The 16,631-nt window shown below is 63.1% G+C and carries 12 protein-coding genes; 10 read left to right on the plus strand and 2 right to left on the minus strand.

The features are described 5' to 3' along the window. Positions 1 to 110: 110 nt before the first annotated feature. From katE to LDZ28_RS15685, 4 genes are all read left to right on the plus strand, one after another. On the plus strand, positions 111 to 2,243 hold the full coding sequence (gene katE / locus LDZ28_RS15670; RefSeq protein ID WP_244829308.1) for a catalase HPII: 2,133 nt from the start codon (positions 111 to 113) through the stop codon (positions 2,241 to 2,243). A 196-nt stretch (positions 2,244 to 2,439) separates the two neighbouring features. Then, complete coding sequence (locus LDZ28_RS15675; protein ID WP_244829309.1) at positions 2,440 to 5,658, plus strand: transporter substrate-binding domain-containing protein; 3,219 nt, start codon at positions 2,440 to 2,442, stop codon at positions 5,656 to 5,658. Positions 5,659 to 5,762: 104 nt separating this feature from the next. Then, on the plus strand, positions 5,763 to 6,335 hold the full coding sequence (locus LDZ28_RS15680) for a hypothetical protein (RefSeq protein WP_244829310.1): 573 nt from the start codon (positions 5,763 to 5,765) through the stop codon (positions 6,333 to 6,335). Between the two features lie 383 nt (positions 6,336 to 6,718). After that, entirely contained in the window at positions 6,719 to 7,717 is a 999-nt protein-coding gene (locus tag LDZ28_RS15685) for a L,D-transpeptidase (protein WP_370652188.1), read from the plus strand. Positions 7,718 to 7,720: 3 nt separating this feature from the next. Here the strand turns inward: LDZ28_RS15685 and LDZ28_RS15690 are convergent, their stop codons facing one another. After that, positions 7,721 to 8,596, minus strand: coding sequence for a DMT family transporter (locus LDZ28_RS15690; protein ID WP_244829312.1), 876 nt, complete (start codon positions 8,594 to 8,596; stop codon positions 7,721 to 7,723). Positions 8,597 to 8,769: 173 nt separating this feature from the next. Between LDZ28_RS15690 and phnS the strand changes: the two genes are divergently transcribed. The 5 genes from phnS (at position 8,770) to LDZ28_RS15715 (ending at position 15,660) form a co-directional block, all read left to right on the plus strand. Continuing rightward, positions 8,770 to 9,840, plus strand: a complete 1,071-nt coding sequence (gene phnS, locus LDZ28_RS15695; protein WP_244829313.1) for a 2-aminoethylphosphonate ABC transporter substrate-binding protein — start codon at positions 8,770 to 8,772, stop codon at positions 9,838 to 9,840. Between the two features lie 16 nt (positions 9,841 to 9,856). After that, on the plus strand, positions 9,857 to 10,921 hold the full coding sequence (phnT, locus tag LDZ28_RS15700) for a 2-aminoethylphosphonate ABC transport system ATP-binding subunit PhnT (protein WP_244829684.1): 1,065 nt from the start codon (positions 9,857 to 9,859) through the stop codon (positions 10,919 to 10,921). Continuing rightward, positions 10,899 to 11,783 carry a 2-aminoethylphosphonate ABC transporter permease subunit gene (gene phnU, locus LDZ28_RS15705; protein WP_244829315.1) on the plus strand — a complete coding sequence of 295 codons (885 nt, stop codon included), beginning with the start codon at positions 10,899 to 10,901 and terminating at the stop codon, positions 11,781 to 11,783. The genes phnT and phnU overlap by 23 nt, the downstream gene beginning before the upstream one ends. 46 nt (positions 11,784 to 11,829) lie before the next feature. Further along, entirely contained in the window at positions 11,830 to 12,609 is a 780-nt protein-coding gene (gene phnV / locus LDZ28_RS15710) for a 2-aminoethylphosphonate ABC transport system, membrane component PhnV (RefSeq protein WP_244829685.1), read from the plus strand. Between the two features lie 597 nt (positions 12,610 to 13,206). Beyond that, entirely contained in the window at positions 13,207 to 15,660 is a 2,454-nt protein-coding gene (locus tag LDZ28_RS15715; protein ID WP_244829319.1) for a glycogen/starch/alpha-glucan phosphorylase, read from the plus strand. Between the two features lie 66 nt (positions 15,661 to 15,726). Here LDZ28_RS15715 and LDZ28_RS15720 read toward each other — a convergent pair whose 3' ends face one another. Continuing rightward, on the minus strand, positions 15,727 to 16,131 hold the full coding sequence (locus LDZ28_RS15720; RefSeq protein ID WP_244829320.1) for a DUF6232 family protein: 405 nt from the start codon (positions 16,129 to 16,131) through the stop codon (positions 15,727 to 15,729). Between the two features lie 183 nt (positions 16,132 to 16,314). Between LDZ28_RS15720 and LDZ28_RS15725 the strand changes: the two genes are divergently transcribed. Beyond that, on the plus strand, positions 16,315 to 16,608 hold the full coding sequence (locus tag LDZ28_RS15725; RefSeq protein ID WP_244829321.1) for a helix-turn-helix transcriptional regulator: 294 nt from the start codon (positions 16,315 to 16,317) through the stop codon (positions 16,606 to 16,608). The last annotated feature ends 23 nt before the right edge of the window (positions 16,609 to 16,631 follow it).

Genomic DNA, 16,631 nt, shown 5'->3' on the forward strand with positions numbered 1-16,631 from the left:
CGCGCCCCGCCGGGCGTCCCGCTGCAAGCGGAAACCCTATCTCCTTCGGGAACAAGGCTTGCGAATGGCCCGAAAGGCTAAAAGCAATCTTCCCCAAGGAGTCCCCTCAAATGGCAACAAAGAAGCAACCCACGAATAGCACCGCGCGTCCGCCTTCGCAGAGTCCGAACGCCGCGACCAACAAGAAGATCGAATCGCTCGAAGCCTTCCGCAGCGATGCAACGAATCAAGCCCTGACCACGAACCAGGGTGTAAAAGTCTCCGATAACCAGAACACGCTGCGCGTTGGAGCGCGCGGTCCGTCGCTGCTCGAAGACTTCATCATGCGTGAAAAAATCACGCACTTCGACCACGAGCGTATTCCGGAGCGCATTGTTCATGCGCGCGGTTCGGCGGCGCATGGCGTGTTCAAGGTGTACGAGTCGCAAGCCGAATTGACCAAGGCCGGTTTCCTGCAAGACCCGTCGAAAGAGACGCCGGTCTATGTGCGCTTCTCCACCGTGCAAGGCTCGCGCGGTTCCGCCGATACCGTGCGCGACGTGCGCGGCTTCGCGGTCAAGTTCTACACCGACGAAGGCAACTTCGATATGGTCGGCAACAACATGCCCGTGTTCTTCATCCAGGACGCGATCAAGTTTCCCGACTTCGTGCACGCCGTCAAACCGGAGCCGCATAACGAGATTCCGCAAGGCGCGTCGGCGCATGACACCTTCTGGGATTTCGTCTCGCTCGTGCCCGAGTCGGCGCATATGGTGATGTGGGCGATGTCCGACCGCGCCATTCCCAAGAGTCTGCGCACCATGGAAGGCTTCGGCATTCACACGTTCCGTTTCGTGAACGCGGAAGGCAAGGGGCGCTTCGTCAAGTTCCACTGGCGGCCGACCATCGGTTCGGCTTCGCTCCTGTGGGACGAAGCGCAGAAGATCGCGGGTAAGGATGCCGATTACCATCGCCGCGATTTGTGGGAAGCCATCGACAAGGGCAACTATCCCGAGTGGGAACTGGGCGTGCAGATTGTCGAGGAAGAGGACGAGCACAAGTTCGACTTCGATCTGCTCGATCCGACCAAGATCATTCCCGAGGAACTCGTGCCGCTCAAGATGATCGGCAAGATGACGCTCAACCGCAATCCCGACAACTTCTTCGCGGAAACCGAGCAGGTCGCGTTCTGTCCGGGACATATCGTGCCGGGCATCGACTTCACGAACGACCCGCTCCTGCAAGGACGTCTTTTCTCCTATACCGATACGCAGATCAGCCGTCTTGGCGGCCCGAACTTCCACGAGTTGCCGATCAACCGCCCGATCGCGCCGCTGCATAACGGTCAACGCGACGCGATGCATCGCCAGACCATCGACAAGGGTCAGGCTTCCTACGAGCCGAATTCGATCGATGGCGGCTGGCCGAAGGAAACGGCGCCGGCAGCATCGGGCGGCGGCTTCGAAACCTACACGGAACGCGTGGACGGCGAGAAGATTCGCGTGCGCAGCCCGTCGTTTGCCGACCATTTCTCGCAAGCAACGCTCTTCTGGAACAGCCAGACGCAGCCAGAGAAGGATCACATCGTCGGCGCGTATTCATTCGAGTTGAGCAAGGTAGAGCGCAAGTTCATTCGCGAACGCGAACTTGCTCTGCTTGCGAACATCGACGAGGTATTGGCCGCGCGCGTCGCGGAAAATCTCGGCATGCCCGCGCCCAAGAAAAACGCGAGCCCGGAGCAACTCGGCAAGTCGTCGGTGACGGAATCGCCGGCGCTGTCGATCATCGCCAAGGCCGTGCCGTCGATCAAGACGCGCAAGGTCGCGATTCTCGCCGCGAAGGGCGCGGATGCCGCGAGCATCAAGGCCGTCAAGGAAGCGCTCGCGGCGGGCGGCGCGCAAGCGCTTGTGATCTCGCCGACGCTCGGGTTCCCTGCCGAAGGTATCGAAGCGGACGCCACCATCCTCGGCATGCCGTCCATCATGTTCGACGGAATGATCATCGCGGACGGCAAGGCAAGCGCGAAGACGCTGTCCGAATCCGGCGACGCGCGTCACTTCGTGCTCGAATCGTTCAAGCATCTGAAAGCGATCGGCGCGATTGGCGACGGCGAGGATGTGCTTGCCGCATCGCATCTGCCTGGCGGCGATGAAGGCGTGGTCGTCGGCAGCGACGCGAAGACCGTGCTTAAGACCTTCATCGAAGCACTGGGCAAGCATCGCGTGTGGTCGCGCGCGCAGAAGGCGGAGTCGGTGCCCGCGTAATCGCCCGGCAGCACGCGTTTCGCGCCGTGCAACGCAGGGCGCGTGCGTGGGCGCGCCGGCGATAGGCGCGCCGGCGCGTTTTTGAGACACTGGCCGCACCGCTCGATTTCGGGGGTGCGGCTTGTTTCATTCTGCGATTCGTCGAGCTGACGGAACACGGCGACAGCGTTCGCGCCGTTTGCTGTGGACGCTTTGTGTGCTGCTCGGCTGGTGGCTCGGCGATGCCTTCGCGGCGCCGCCGCTGATCGTCGGCGCGGTGCCGGGCATGGTGCCGCCGCTCGAACTGGCCGTGTCCGGCGCGCCATCCGATTCGTCGGCGTTGCGCGGCATTTCGGTCGATGTTCTGAACGCCATTTCCGAGCCGCTCGGGATGACGCCGCAATGGCGCCTGTATCCGGATCGTCCCGCGATGCTGGCCGCGCTCGAACGCGGCGAGATCGACATGGCGACGAGTTCGGCGGGCTTCGATGCCGGTGCGCCGCTCGAACTGAGCCATTCGTATTTTCCGGTGAAACCGGTGTATTTCGCGCCGCTCGCGGCATATGCGCCGACGCATCGGCTCGCTTATGTCGACACGCAGATGGACCCCGCGCGGTTGCGTGCGGCGTATCCGTCCTTGCAGCCGGAGGCGTATCCGGATGTGCTCGCCGCCGCGCTGGCCGTCTCGCTCGGCCGTGCCGACGGCTTCGTCGGCGACGTGACGACCGCCGTGTATGTCATCAGTCATCTGGACTTGCCGAACATCGGCGCGCGCGGTTTTACACCGTTCGATGCAGACGGCTATCGCTTTGCTTTCGCAGCCAACCGGCCGGCCGCGCGCGCATTGCGTGAGCGTGTCGATGCCGCGCTGGCGCAGTTGCCGCCGAATTTCCTGCTGACAATGAACGCGCGCTGGTACGTTTCGATGACCGCGGTGACGCTGGATCGTCCGCTCGACTTGACACCCGAGCAGCGCGCGTGGATCAAGGCGCATCCAGTCGTGCATTACTCGATGTTTTCGCAAATTCCGCCGCTCATGTTCCGCAATTCGCACGGCGAACCTGCGGGTCTCGCCGCCGACCTGCTCGATGTGATCTCGCGGGGAACGGGCTTGCGCTTCGAAGCGCGAATGCGCGGTTCTTTGTCTCAGATTGCCGCCGACCTGACGAGCGGTAAGTCCATGTTCACGCCCTACGGCGTTTCCCCCGCATGGCAACCGGTGCCGCTCACGGCGTCCGTGCCGTTCGGCGAGAGCCTGGTCGGCATCGTCACGCGTGCGGGTCAGGCGCCCCTGCGCGATGAGACCGCGCTCGCGAACAAGCGGGTGGCGCTCCCGGCCGGGATTTCGGCCCTGGCGTTGAAGCGCGAATTCGTGCGGCATCTGCGCATCGTCGAGATGCCGTCATTCGACGAGCAGTTCAGCGCGGTCGTGAACGGCGATGCCGACGCGGCTTTGGTCGATCTGACGCTCGCGAATTACGCGGTCGCCAATCCTTACCGCGGCAAGCTCGTGGTGAGCGGCGTGCTCTCCGGCAAACCGCTCGAGCAAGGCTTTCTCGTCTTGCGCAATGAGCCGATCTTACTCGGCATCATCAACGACGCGATTGGCCATCTTCGCGCCTATCAACTCGAAGCACTGCGCGGGCGCTGGCGGCTTGGCGATCATCCTGAGACATTGTGGGAGCGCCGCCGTCCGCAAGTCGAGGTAGGCGCGCTGCTTGGCGGTGCGCTTGTTTTCGCGCTGATCGGCTGGGCGGTGTCACTGCGAACACAGATCATGCGCCGGATTGCCGCCGAGCAGGCAATGCGCGCGGCGAAGGAGGAAGCCGAAACGGCGAACCGCGCCAAGTCGACGTTCCTCGCCACCATGAGCCACGAAATCCGCACGCCGATGAATGCGGTGCTCGGCCTCATCGAACTGGAACTGCGCGCGCCCGGCGAACGCGCCGCGACCGAACGCGCGCTCGGCACGGCGCATCGCGCGGCGGCGGATTTGCTCGGCATGATCGACGATCTGCTCGACGTCGCGAAAATCGAAGCCGAGCGGCTGGTGCTCACGCCCGCTCCGCTCGAACTCGAAACGTGGATGACGAGCGTGGCCGCGATATACGAGCCCGCCGCGCGCGCCAAGGGCATCGCGTTGATCGTGCGCCGCGCGGATTCGGGCGAAGCCTGGTTGCTTGCCGACGGGCAGCGTTTGCGGCAGGTCGTCGGCAATCTGCTATCGAACGCGATCAAGTTCACGGATATCGGGGCGGTGACGCTCGACTACCGTGTAGACGCGCCACAGGGCGGCACGCGGGCGCTGACATTCGCGGTCGCGGACACGGGCGTGGGCATCGCGCCCGAGCGGCAAGGCGCGCTTTTCACGCCGTTCGTGCAGGCACACGATGGCGGCGCGCGCCGCTATTCGGGCACGGGCCTTGGCCTCACCATCTGCAAGCGGCTCGTCACGATGATGGGCGGCGAGATCACGCTCGAAAGCGAGCCGGGACGCGGCACACGCTTTACGGTCTGCGTGAGCTTGCCGGAGGCATCGTCGTCCGAAGCGGGACGCGCGCCGGAGCACGCATCGGTGGCTCCGACCGGTGCGACGCTCGCGGGCTTGCGGGTACTCGTCGTCGACGATCATCCGGCGAACCGGATCGTGCTCGAAGGGCAGATCAGGCTGCTCGGCGGCGCGCCGCAACTGGCCGTCGACGGCCGCAGCGCGCTCATCCGCTATCGCGGCGATCCATCCGCGTTCGATGTGATTCTCACCGATTGCTCGATGCCCGAAATGAGCGGCGAGGAACTCGCGCAGGCGATCCGCGGGGACGAAAGCGCGCGCGTGCAAAAGGCGCGGCCGTTGCCTGTCGTCGGCCTCACGGCGAACGCGCAACCGGAGGCGGCGCGACGCGCGGTCGCGGCAGGCATGACGATGTGCCTCGTGAAGCCCATCTCGCTCGACGGCCTGCGCGATGCGCTCGTCGCGGCGACCGAAGGTGTAGCGCGGCGAAGCGGGCCGGTGCGGGAGAAAGCGGCAGAAGTCTTCGACAGCGCGCTTGTCGCGAGTTACGGCGATCAGGCCGCGACGCTCGCCGGCACCCTCAAATCCGCGCATGCGCAAGACCTGATCGACGCCGAGACCGCGTTCGATGCTTGCGACCACGCGCTCTTGCGCGACATCGCGCATCGCATGAAAGGGGCGGCGTCGCTGGTCGGCGCCGTGCGCTTCACCGATGCATGCGTCGCCTTGCAGCTCGTATGCGATCGCGCCATCGACGAAGACCGCAACGGCGAGGACGACGCCAGCATCGCGGTCGCTTACGGCTCCTTTCATGCCGAGGCGCTTGCGCTCGGCCGCGCGCTCGACGCCGCGCTTGCGTCTTCGAGTGCGGCGAGTGCGGCGCAGACCTTGCCGCACGCATCCACGGATCGGCTCGCGGACTTTTGAGCCACAGCGCGATGCACGCCTTTGGTGTGTTCTAATGCGATTGTTCAATATCTCAAAAATAAGCGGCGTCGCATTGGCCGCATGATGAATTGCACTTCCGAGGCATGGATCGAAGGGATATACCCATCTTCAAGCGACGCTTCGCGCGTCACGCTTATGCGACCGCTGCCGCTCGTCCCGCGCGCGCGGCGTTTGGCGCGCTCCTGATCACGCTCAATGGCGCGCTCATGGTGTGGCCTGCAAGCTCGCGGGCGCAGCGTCCCGATTGGCTCGATCCGCATGTCACGCAGTCGACCATCGTCGAGACGATCTGCGTGCCGGGTTATGTCGATCGCGTGCTGCCGTCGTTCGAGACGCAGATGCGCCAGAAAGAAAAACTGCTCAAGCAACGTGGCATCGATGCTTCGTTCGCATCCGAATATGCGCTGGATCATCGCATGCCCGTATTGCTCGGCGGCTTGCCCAATGCGCCCGCGAATCTCGATCTGCGCCGCTGGGAAGGCCGTGCCGGACAGCGCCGCAAGGAGCGGCTCGCGGTCTATCTCAAACGCTGTGTCTGCACCGGCGACATGACACTGAAGGATGCGCAGTCGACCATGTCCGGCGACTGGCCCAACCGCTATCCGAATCTGTCCAGCATGACGTGCGGCGCGTTCTCGGGCCCATCGACGGAATGAACTTTGCTGCGCCAGATGCAACGAACGAAGCCGGTGCGCGTCTTTGCGTGCATCGGTTCTTGAATGTTCGGGGCTGGGCGATCGATATGGATTGCCAGGCTTGAGTCTGGTCAGGCAAGGCGGATCAATCAATGCATCTGGCAGGGAATAGAGAAACAGCATTTGGCGCGAGAGCAATCGTCGTTGGAGTGGCTGCCGCGCTTGTGGCGTATGCGGGGGCGGTGGGCGCGCAGCAGGCGCGTCTTGCGTCAGAGTCCGCTTCGGCATCTTCTTCGAATGGAAGTGCGCCGTCGGGTTTGCAGCGAAGCACATCGCCTGCGAACGTGCTCCAGGGGCACGTTACGTCGACGCCCGCATCGCCGCCGTTGATTCCAGGCGCAAGCGTGCCATTGAGTGCAAGCGCGCCTGAACGCGCATTGCCCGGCATGCCGGTGCCGATGAAGCCGCAAGTTGCTTCGGGAGCTTCGGAGGCGTCGGCGGCCTCTGCTGCATCGGCTGCATCGACCGTGGAACCGGCATCGGCCGCGAGTGCCGCATCGGAGGCCGAGGCGCCCGAAGTCCCGCTGCCGCCCGAACCGCCCGAGCCCAACTTGGCGCAACGCCATGACCTGCCGCCCGCCGGAGCCTTCGCCATGCGACAGACTTTCGCGAAAGAGGTAAACCGGCGTCTCAGCGTTTCCCAAGCGGATCAGCAGGCCTACGGTCGCGTATTGCAGCATGCGCTCGATGAAAGCGGACATGGCGATCTCGCCAATGAGTTCGTCGTGCTGGTCGATCGCAGCGCGAACGTGCAGGCGCTCATGCTTTTCTTCCGCGCGAAACCGGCCGATGCCTGGTCGCTGATCGGCGCATCGCCGGTATCGACAGGACGGCCGGGCACTTACGATCACTTCGTCACGCCGCTCGGCGTGTTTCAGCACGTGCCGGGCAACATGGATTTTCGCGCGGAAGGCACGCTCAACGAGTTCAAGATTCGCGGATACGGCGCGCGCGACATGCGCATCTACGACTTCGGCTGGGCCGATGGCGAGCGCGGCTGGGGCAAGGGCGGCATCTCGCCGATGCGCTTCCAGATGCACGCCACCGATCCGCAGAAACTCGAACCGCTTCTCGGCATGCGCCATTCGAAAGGCTGCGTGCGCATACCGTCGACGCTCAATACTTTCTTCGATCATCGCGGCATCCTCGACGCGCAATACGAAGCCCGTGCCGCCGAAGGAGGGTCGATGTGGATACTCAAGTCCACGCGTAACGCGACGCCCTGGGCGGGTCACTTTCTGGTCGTCGTCGATACGGCGAGAAAGGCGCGTCCGGCATGGTCGCCGGGTCCGGGGAAGGCGGTGCGTGCGAACATCCCGGCGGGCGCCGATACGGCCGATTGACGGTTATCTCGCCCGCGCCAGCGATACGCCCACGAGCGCCGCCCCGAACCCCGCGATTTGCACCAGCCCGAGCGTTTCGCCAAACGCCAGATAGCCTTCGATCGCGGCAAGCGGCGGCGCGAGAAACAGCAGCGCGGTGGCACGCGAGGCATCGCCACGGCGGACCATCCACACGAAAAGCGTGGTCGCGGCACCCGAGAGCATCACGATGCCCCATCCAAGCGAAACCCAAGTCGTCGCCGAAGCAATGAAGCGATGTTCCCCAAGCGCGAAAATCAGCAGTAACGCGACGAGCGCGGCGCCCGCATTCTGCAGCGCGCTCGCGCTGCGGATATCGGCGCGTGCCAGCGAGCTCTTCTGATACAGCGTGCCCGCGGTAATCGCCAGGACGGCGAGCAGCGCCGCCATGACGACGAGCCACGAAGGCGCGGCTCCGTGTGTCGATGACGCATGACCCGTCATCACCTTCGGCGCAAGCACGAGCGCCACGCCAGTGAGCCCCAGCACGAGGCCGCTCCATGCGCGCGGCGACAGACGTTCGCCGAAGAAGCGCGCGGCAAACGCAGCGGTCAGAAGCGGTTGCAACGCGCCGAGCAGCGCCATGATGCCCGCAGTCAGCCCCTGTGCGACGGCCCAATAACCCGCGCCCAGATAAACGCCTTGCAGCAGCGCGCCTGCAAGCAGATGCCGTAGAACATCGGCGCCTTTCGGCCAGCTTGCCCGGCTTGCGAGCGCCACGACGACAAACAGCAACGCCGTGCCGCAGAAGCGCGCGAACAGGTACACGTTCGGATCGACGTAAGGGGTAATCGCGCGCGCGACGATAAAGCCTGTCGACCAGAGTAGGACGAAGACCGGCGCGGCCAGCAAGGAGAGCATCGTCAATCAGGCGTTTGGCGGAAAGGCCGAAGTATGCGGATGTGCGTGCACCGCGTCTTGTCCAATCCTGCACCGCTTACGGCATTCACGTGTCTGTCACACGGCTCTGCAATGCTTCGACACCAGCGCAGCACCCGAGCCGCGTCACCTTATCTCATCGGATCAATCACGAAATGACTCGCGACCTTCGCCTCGCACGCACGATGCTGCCGGCCATCGCCGCCTTGATGGCGTTTGCAACCTCGCCGGCACACGCAGCCGATGCCGTCGTCCTCTACACGGCGGACGGCCTCGAAAATCTCTACAAGGACGTGCTCCCGGCTTTCGAGAAGAAGGAAGGCGTCAAGGTCAATATCGTCACGGCGGGCAGCGGCGAAGTGGTGAACCGCGCGAGCGTCGAGAAAGATTCGCCCAAGGCGGACGTGCTCGTGACCTTGCCGCCGTTCATCCAGCAAGCATCGCAGAGCGGCCTGCTGCAGCCGTACCAGAGTGTGAACTACAAGAACGTGCCGGCTATCGCCAAGGCGAACGACGGCGCGTGGGCCACCTTCGTCAACAACTACTTTTCTTTCGCCATCAATCCGGAAGTCACGAAGAGCGCGCCGAAGACCTTCGCCGATCTCTTGCATCCGAACTACTCGGGCAAGATCGCATATTCGAATCCGGCGACGGCGGGCGACGGCATGGCGGTCATCATCCTGACGTCGGCCCTGATGGGCGAAGACAAAGCGTTCGATTATCTGAAGTCGCTCGAACGAAGCGCGAAGTTCCATACCAAGGGCACGGGTTATCTCGATGTGCTGCTCTCGCGTAACGAGATCGCCTTCGCCAATGGCGACCTGCAAATGGATCTCGACGATGCCGCGAACGGCGGTCTGTCCATCAAGCCGCTTTTCCTGTCGCATCAGAACGGCGACGCGCCCACCACGTTCCAGTTGCCGTATGCAATCGGTCTCATCAAGAGCGGGCCGAATCAGGCAGCGGGCAAGAAGCTGATCGACTATCTGATGTCCGCGGAAGTGCAGTCGAAAGTGCCGGACATCTACGGCATTCCGGCGCGCACCGATGTCGCGCTCGGCGGCAAGAACGGCGAAGCGGTGAAGCAGGCAATTGCCGGCGTGAAGCTGATTCCGGTGGACTGGAACGAAGTCATGCAGAAGAAGGCTGGCTGGACCGAGCGCTGGAAGAATGAAGTGATCGGCCAGTCGGGCAAGGAGACCGAGGTCGTGAAGCCGAAGTCCTGACGTGAATACGTTTGCTCTGAGCTCGTCCGGAAATGCGCTCGCTCATGAACACGAAGCGCGATCCGGCGTGCATATCGAAGGACTCACGGTGCGCTTCGGCGCGCGCACCGTGCTCGATCAACTATCGCTGCACATCGAACGTGGCGAGTTTCTGACGGTACTCGGCAGAAGCGGCTGCGGCAAAACCACGCTGTTGCGCTTCATCGCCGGATTCATTCAGCCCGATGCCTTCGCGGGCGCGCTTTTTATCGCAGGCCGCGAACTCACGCACGTGCCGCCGCATCAACGTAATCTCGGCTTGCTATTCCAGAGCTATGCGCTCTTTCCGCATCTTTCCGTATTCGATAACGTCGCCTTCGGCCTGCGCGCGCGCAAGCTGAAGACGGGCGAGATCGCGCGCCGCGTCGCCAATGCGCTCAAACTCGTGCAACTCGCCGATGCCGGCCACGTCATGCCCGCGCAACTCTCGGGCGGTATGCAGCAGCGTGTGGCGCTTGCCCGCGCGCTCGTCATCGAGCCGGATGTGCTCTTGCTCGACGAACCGCTTTCGGCGCTCGATGCCAACCTCCGCGCGTCCGTGCGCAGCGAGCTGAAGGCGTTGCACGAGCGCTTGCCGAATCTGACTATCGTTTGTGTGACGCACGATCAGGACGATGCGCTCGTGCTGTCCGACCGCACGCTTCTTATGCGCGATGGCCGTATCGCGCAACTCGGTTCGCCGCGCGAGTTGTACGACGCGCCGAACGACGGCTTCGTCGCGCGCTATCTCGGTGCCGCGAATCTGCTGCCGCCGCGCGTGGTGTATCCCGTCGGCGACGCGCGCCACGACGAACGCGAGCGGCTTGCGTGCATTCGGCCGGAGCGCTTCTCCATCGTGCCGCTCGGCGATGGGCCGTTGCACGGCACGATTGCATCGGTCGAATGGTATGGCGCGTCGCTCTCGATTTCCGTCTCGCTCGATGCGTGGCCCAACGAGCCCGTACTCGTTTCGACGCAGCGCGGCCACACGCGCATGCCGGAAAAGGGCGCGCGCGTTTCCCTGACCTTCGAGGCTGACGATGTCGTCCTTGTCCATCCCTAAAGAGGCCGCCGGGCGAGCGCAGGACGGCCAGGCGACAATCGCCGCGCGGCGCGGCAAGAAGGTGCAATGGCAGTTGTGGTTCATCCTCGTGTTCGTGCTGGGGCCGCTCGTCGTCTATCCGCTCTCGCGCCTTGCCATGTTGAGCGTGACCGGGCCGCACGGCTTCACGCTGCACGCCTACACCGCGTTCTTCGGCAATCCGGAGACGCGCGGCGTGATCGGCACGACGCTCGGCATCCTCTTCGCAAGCGCAAGTCTCGCGTCATTGCTTGGCGTCGCGCTCGCGTCGATGCTGTTCTTTCGGCCGTTTCCCGGCGCGAAGCTCGTCACGCGTTTCCTCGAGTTGTTCGTGGCGTTCCCTTCGTTCCTCGTGGCATTCACGCTGATTTTTCTTTATGGCTCGCAGGGTTCGGTGAGCATCGGCTTGCAACGGCTTTTTTCGCTCGATACCCCGCCGCTCGATTTCCTCTTCGGCATCGGCGGCGTGATTCTCGCGGAGGTCGTGTTCTATGCGCCGTTCGTGGTGCGCCCGACGCTCGCTTCATACGCCATGCTCGACATGCGTCTCGTCGAGGCCGCGAAAAGTCTCGGCGCGGGCGGCTGGATGGTCGCGACCAAGGTCGTGTTGCCGCTTGCGTGGCCGGGAATCGCGGCGGGCACCATCTTGTGCTTCCTCCTGACGCTCAACGAGTTCGGCATTCTGCTCGTCTTGGGCAGCGCGCATCTCATCACCTTGCCAATTGCCATTTACAGCGCGGCGACCGTCGATCTCGACTTGCCGACCGCAGCGGCGGGATCGGTCGTGATGTTGCTGATGTCGCTCTCGCTCTATGCGCTTTATCGACGCTTGCAAAGACGCTGACATGCAGCTTTCGACCTCGTTCAAACCTGGAAAGCCAGTCTCGCTGATGCGCGCGCTCGTTGCGTTCCTGGCTGCGCTCGTGTGCTTCTGGCTCTTCGTGTTGCCGGTGGTCGTGGTGGCGTTGTCGAGCGTTGCGTCGCACTGGTCGGGCACGATCTTCCCCGATGGCTTCAGCACGCGCTGGTTCGGGCGCCTCGGCTCCAGCGATTTCGACGCGCTGACGACGAGCCTTGGCGTCGGCTTCGGCGTCGCGATCCTCGGCACCGCGCTGGGATTGTGGCTTGCGTTGGCACTGGAGGGCCGTGACCGGCGCGGCCTGGGCGCATTCGTCGATGCCATTGCAATGATGCCGAACGGCGTACCGAGCGTGGTGTTGGGCCTTGCGGTACTGATTGCGTATCACAAGCGTCCGCTGGACCTGTCCGGCTCGGCGGCGATCGTCGTCATGGTGCAACTCGCGCTGGTCTTGCCATTTTGTTACCGCTGCGCGGCGGCTGCATTGCGACCGGAATTGACGACCTTGCGCGAGGCCGCCGCGAGCCTTGGCGCGCCGCCGCGCATGGTGTTGTGGCGCGTGGTGTTACCGCAACTCGTCCCGGCGATAAGAGCGAGCCTGGCGTTGGGATTCGCGCTATCGCTCGGCGAATTGGGCGCGACATTGACGGTGTATCCGCCGGGCTTCGCGACCGTGCCGATAGTCGTGGTGGGGCAGGTTAATCGAGGGTATTACTTGCCGGCATCGGCGCTATCGCTGATATTGCTGGCGGCGTCGCTGGCGGCGCTGTTGTTGATAGCGGTCCGCGCACCAAGACGAATCGATAGATGAAAACGCTACGGAAGCCGAAGCAAAGCCCAATGAAGAATTTGCTGGGCGCATCCAACGGCCGCGCGTCGCACTAAGCCGGAAGCACCAAGCGTTACACCAGTCAGACAATCTGCGAGACCAGCGAGTCCCATGAGCGCCAGGAACGGCGATTGAGCAAGGCCGACACTTAGGCGCGTGCCGGCGTAGAACTCAGTCCTGACCACGCGCCCGATCAGCGGGCAGGATGAAGGCTGCTTTCCTCGGTGACTTTCATTGCAGCAACAAAGGAAGCTACCCCCGCCGGGGAGGCGGCTACTGAACAAGACTGCAAGAGGAGATAGCAAATTCCCCGTCGCAGGGGCGGCGACGACTGATTGAAACCGCAGGCCAAGAATGCAAATTCCCCGAACCGGCAAGATCAACCGCCCACGGAAAATCAGGCGTGAGCGACCCACCGCATGTCATACCAAAAAAAATAAAACTGGCGTAACCTGCACCTTCAGGCCACGACCGCAACCCGCGCGAACAGGGAGCCAGGCAAGCCGCAGGCCAAAAAAGCACTGAACTCCCACCACGCTTTCGCTGTCGTTGCATATGTTGCAAATACCGGAGGTTTCGATGACATCCGTCGATCTGGAATTCGACCAGCTCAACAGCAGTGTCGATGCGCTACGGCGCTCCATCTCGAATCGCCTGATGTACGGCGTCGGCAAGGACGCGGTTACCGCGCAGCCGCGCGACTGGCTCAATGCCGTGGAGCTCGCCGTGCGCGACCGCCTCGTCGCACGCTGGATGCGCACCACACGGCAACAATACGAACAGGACGTGAAGCGCGTCTATTACTTGTCGATGGAATTTCTCATCGGCAGAACCTTCACCAACGCGCTGCTTGCCCTCGGCATTCATGACGAAGTCCGCGAAGCGTTATCGGGCCTCGGCATCGATCTCGCCTCGCTCGAAGACCTCGAACCGGATGCCGCGCTTGGCAACGGCGGCCTTGGCCGGCTCGCAGCCTGTTTCCTCGATTCGATGGCGACGGTCGGCGTGCCCGGTTTCGGCTACGGCATTCGCTACGAGTACGGGATGTTCCGGCAGACCATCGTCGATGGCAATCAGGTCGAAATGCCCGATTACTGGCTGCGCGCGGGCAACCCGTGGGAGTTTCCGCGCCCCGAGGTGACGTACACGGTGCACTTCGGCGGGCGCACGGTGCAGCACGACGATCGTACCGACTGGATCGATACCGAGCACGTCAACGCGATGGCCTACGACACGGTCATTCCCGGCTACGCCACCACCGCGACGAATACGCTGCGCCTGTGGTCGGCGCGCGCCACCGACGAGTTCGATCTATCCGCGTTCAATCAGGGCGACTATCGGCGCGCGGTCGAAGCGAAGAACACGTCGGAGCACGTCTCGCGCTTGCTGTACCCGGATGACTCGACGCAAGCCGGCCGCGAATTGCGTCTGCGTCAGGAATATTTCTTCGTCTCCGCGACGATGCAGGATCTGATCCGCCGCTATCAGCGCACGCATACGCATTTCGGGCGTCTCGCGGAAAAGGTCGCGGTGCATCTGAACGACACGCACCCCGTGCTCGCCATCCCCGAACTCATGCGCCTGCTCGTGGATCGTCACGGCGTGCCGTGGGACAAGGCGTGGAAGCTGATTCAGCAGATGTTCTCCTACACGAATCACACGTTGATGCCCGAAGCGCTCGAAACGTGGGATGTCGAAATGTTGTCGCGTCTGTTGCCGCGGCATCTGGAGATCATCTTCGAGATCAACGCGCAGTTCCTGAAGCAAGTGACCGAGAAGTTCGGCCGCGACGTGGAACTGATCCGCCGCATTTCGCTCGTCGATGAATACGGCCAGCGGCGCGTGCGGATGGCGCATCTGGCGATCGTCGCAAGTCACAAGGTGAATGGCGTCTCGAAGCTGCACTCGCAACTGATGACGCAAAACATTTTCGCCGACTTCGCGCGCATGTACCCGGAGCGCTTCACCAATGTGACGAACGGCATTACGCCGCGTCGCTGGCTCGCGCAAGCGAGTCCGTCGCTGTCATCGCTCATCGACAAGCGGCTTGGACCGCGCTGGCGCAGCGACTTGTTCGAACTCGGCCGGCTGCGCGAATGGCGCGACGACCCCGAGTTCCAGAAGGCGTTTCAGGACGCGAAGTTCGCCAACAAGCTGCGCCTCGTCGAGCGCGCCAAACGCGAAGCCAACGCGATCATCAATCCCGAAGCGCTGTTCGACTTGCAGGTGAAGCGCATCCACGAATACAAGCGGCAGTTGCTCAACATCTTGTATACGATCGTGCGCTACAACCGTATTCGCGAGAATCCCGAGCAGGACTGGACGCCGCGTGTGGTCATGTTCGCGGGCAAGGCGGCTTCGGCCTACAAGATGGCGAAGAGCATCATCAAGCTCATCAACGACGTCGCGAAGAAGATCAACGCGGACCCGCTCGTCGGCGACAGGCTCAAGGTAGGCTTCGTCCCGAACTACGGCGTGAGCGTGGCGGAGCTCATCATTCCCGCCGCGAACTTATCGCAGCAGATTTCGATGGCTGGCACCGAGGCATCGGGCACCGGCAACATGAAGCTTGCGTTGAACGGCGCGCTGACCATCGGCACGCTGGATGGCGCGAACATCGAAATTTGCGACGCGGTGGGCCGCGAAAACATCTTCATCTTCGGCAACACGACCGACGAGATCGAAACGCTGCGGGCGGCGGGCTACAGGCCACGGCAAATCTACGAGGACAATCCGGAGCTCAAGGTGGCGCTGGACCAGATTCGCCTCGGGCACTTCTCGCCGGAAGAGCCGCACCGTTTCTACGACATCTTTCATACGCTCGTGGATTGGGGCGATCACTACATGGTGCTCGCGGACTTCGACAGCTTCGACAAGACGCAAACCGAGGTCGATCTCAAGTACCGAGACAAGGAAGCGTGGACGAAGAGCGCGATCGAGAACGTCGCCGGAATGGGGATATTCTCATCAGATCGGACCATCGCGGAATATGCCCGCGATATCTGGCACGTCGAGCCGCTGAACCTGACTTGACGATGGCTTGAACTGAAGTAAGTGCCGCGCGCGGGTACGTCCCGCGCGTGTTCTTTTGTAGCGGCGTCAGGCTTGCGGCTTTGCGGCCGCTGTCTGCGCGTGTTTCGCGACCGCGTCGCCGACCAGCGCGGCCACGCGATCCGCAAATTCCTCGTCCTTCGTGATGATGACTTCGCGCTCGCCTTCGGGCGTTGCGACCATCAATTGATAGATCACGTCCTGCGTGATCCACGACAGATAGCCGACCACGGCCACCATGATGCCTAGCACGAGCGCCGGCCCCGAACCCGTTGCGATGCCCACGCCGATTCCCGCGAGCCCGATCAGCGCAAGGATGATCGGCAGCGGCTTCTTGCGCGATATCTTCACGACCCGCGCGGCGCGCAGATCGCGCAGCGGAATCAACTGGCCCGAGGCCGACAGGCCGACGCGCGAGAGCGTCACGCCGCGTTCGTTGAACGGTGTATCCATATGCAATTGAGATCGAAAATTGACGGCAGCTAAACCGGGCAGATTACCAGACCGCGCGCCACGATGACACGCATCGCATTGACGAAACGCATGTGGACGCTTGCGTATCGGACATTTCCGATATATGATTCGCTTTAAGACGATGCGGCGAAGCTTTCCGCCGTCGGACGAACGAGCAACGAAATGGACATCGACGCAATTCACAAGGCCCTTGCCAACCCGCTTCGCCGCGAGATTCTCGAGTGGCTGAAGACGCCGGAGCTGCACTTTCCCGAACAGGAATTGCCGCACCTGCATGGCGTGTGCGCGGGGCAAATCGATGGGCGCTGCGGCATGTCGCAGTCCACCGTTTCGGCGCATCTCTCGACCTTGCAAAAAGCCGGGCTCGTCACCACGAAGCGCGTGGGGCAATGGGTGTTCTTCAAGCGCGACGAAACGGTCATACAGGCGTTTCGCGATTCCATCGGGAATCTCTGAGCGCGGCAGCCCTTTCCACGGCG

This window comes from Caballeronia sp. TF1N1, assembly GCF_022878925.1.
GTDB lineage: Bacteria > Pseudomonadota > Gammaproteobacteria > Burkholderiales > Burkholderiaceae > Caballeronia.

Excerpts from the sequence above, each read along its gene's own strand:
- phnU (WP_244829315.1), top strand. The coding sequence starts at position 10,899 with ATGTCGTCCTTGTCCATCCCTAAAGAGGCCGCCGGGCGAGCGCAGGAC.
- phnS (WP_244829313.1), top strand. The coding sequence starts at position 8,770 with ATGACTCGCGACCTTCGCCTCGCACGCACGATGCTGCCGGCCATCGCC.
- katE (WP_244829308.1), top strand. The coding sequence starts at position 111 with ATGGCAACAAAGAAGCAACCCACGAATAGCACCGCGCGTCCGCCTTCG.
- LDZ28_RS15690 (WP_244829312.1), bottom strand. The coding sequence starts at position 8,596 with ATGCTCTCCTTGCTGGCCGCGCCGGTCTTCGTCCTACTCTGGTCGACA.
- LDZ28_RS15725 (WP_244829321.1), top strand. The coding sequence starts at position 16,315 with ATGGACATCGACGCAATTCACAAGGCCCTTGCCAACCCGCTTCGCCGC.
- LDZ28_RS15715 (WP_244829319.1), top strand. The coding sequence starts at position 13,207 with ATGACATCCGTCGATCTGGAATTCGACCAGCTCAACAGCAGTGTCGAT.
- LDZ28_RS15680 (WP_244829310.1), top strand. The coding sequence starts at position 5,763 with ATGGATCGAAGGGATATACCCATCTTCAAGCGACGCTTCGCGCGTCAC.
- phnV (WP_244829685.1), top strand. The coding sequence starts at position 11,830 with ATGCGCGCGCTCGTTGCGTTCCTGGCTGCGCTCGTGTGCTTCTGGCTC.
- LDZ28_RS15720 (WP_244829320.1), bottom strand. The coding sequence starts at position 16,131 with ATGGATACACCGTTCAACGAACGCGGCGTGACGCTCTCGCGCGTCGGC.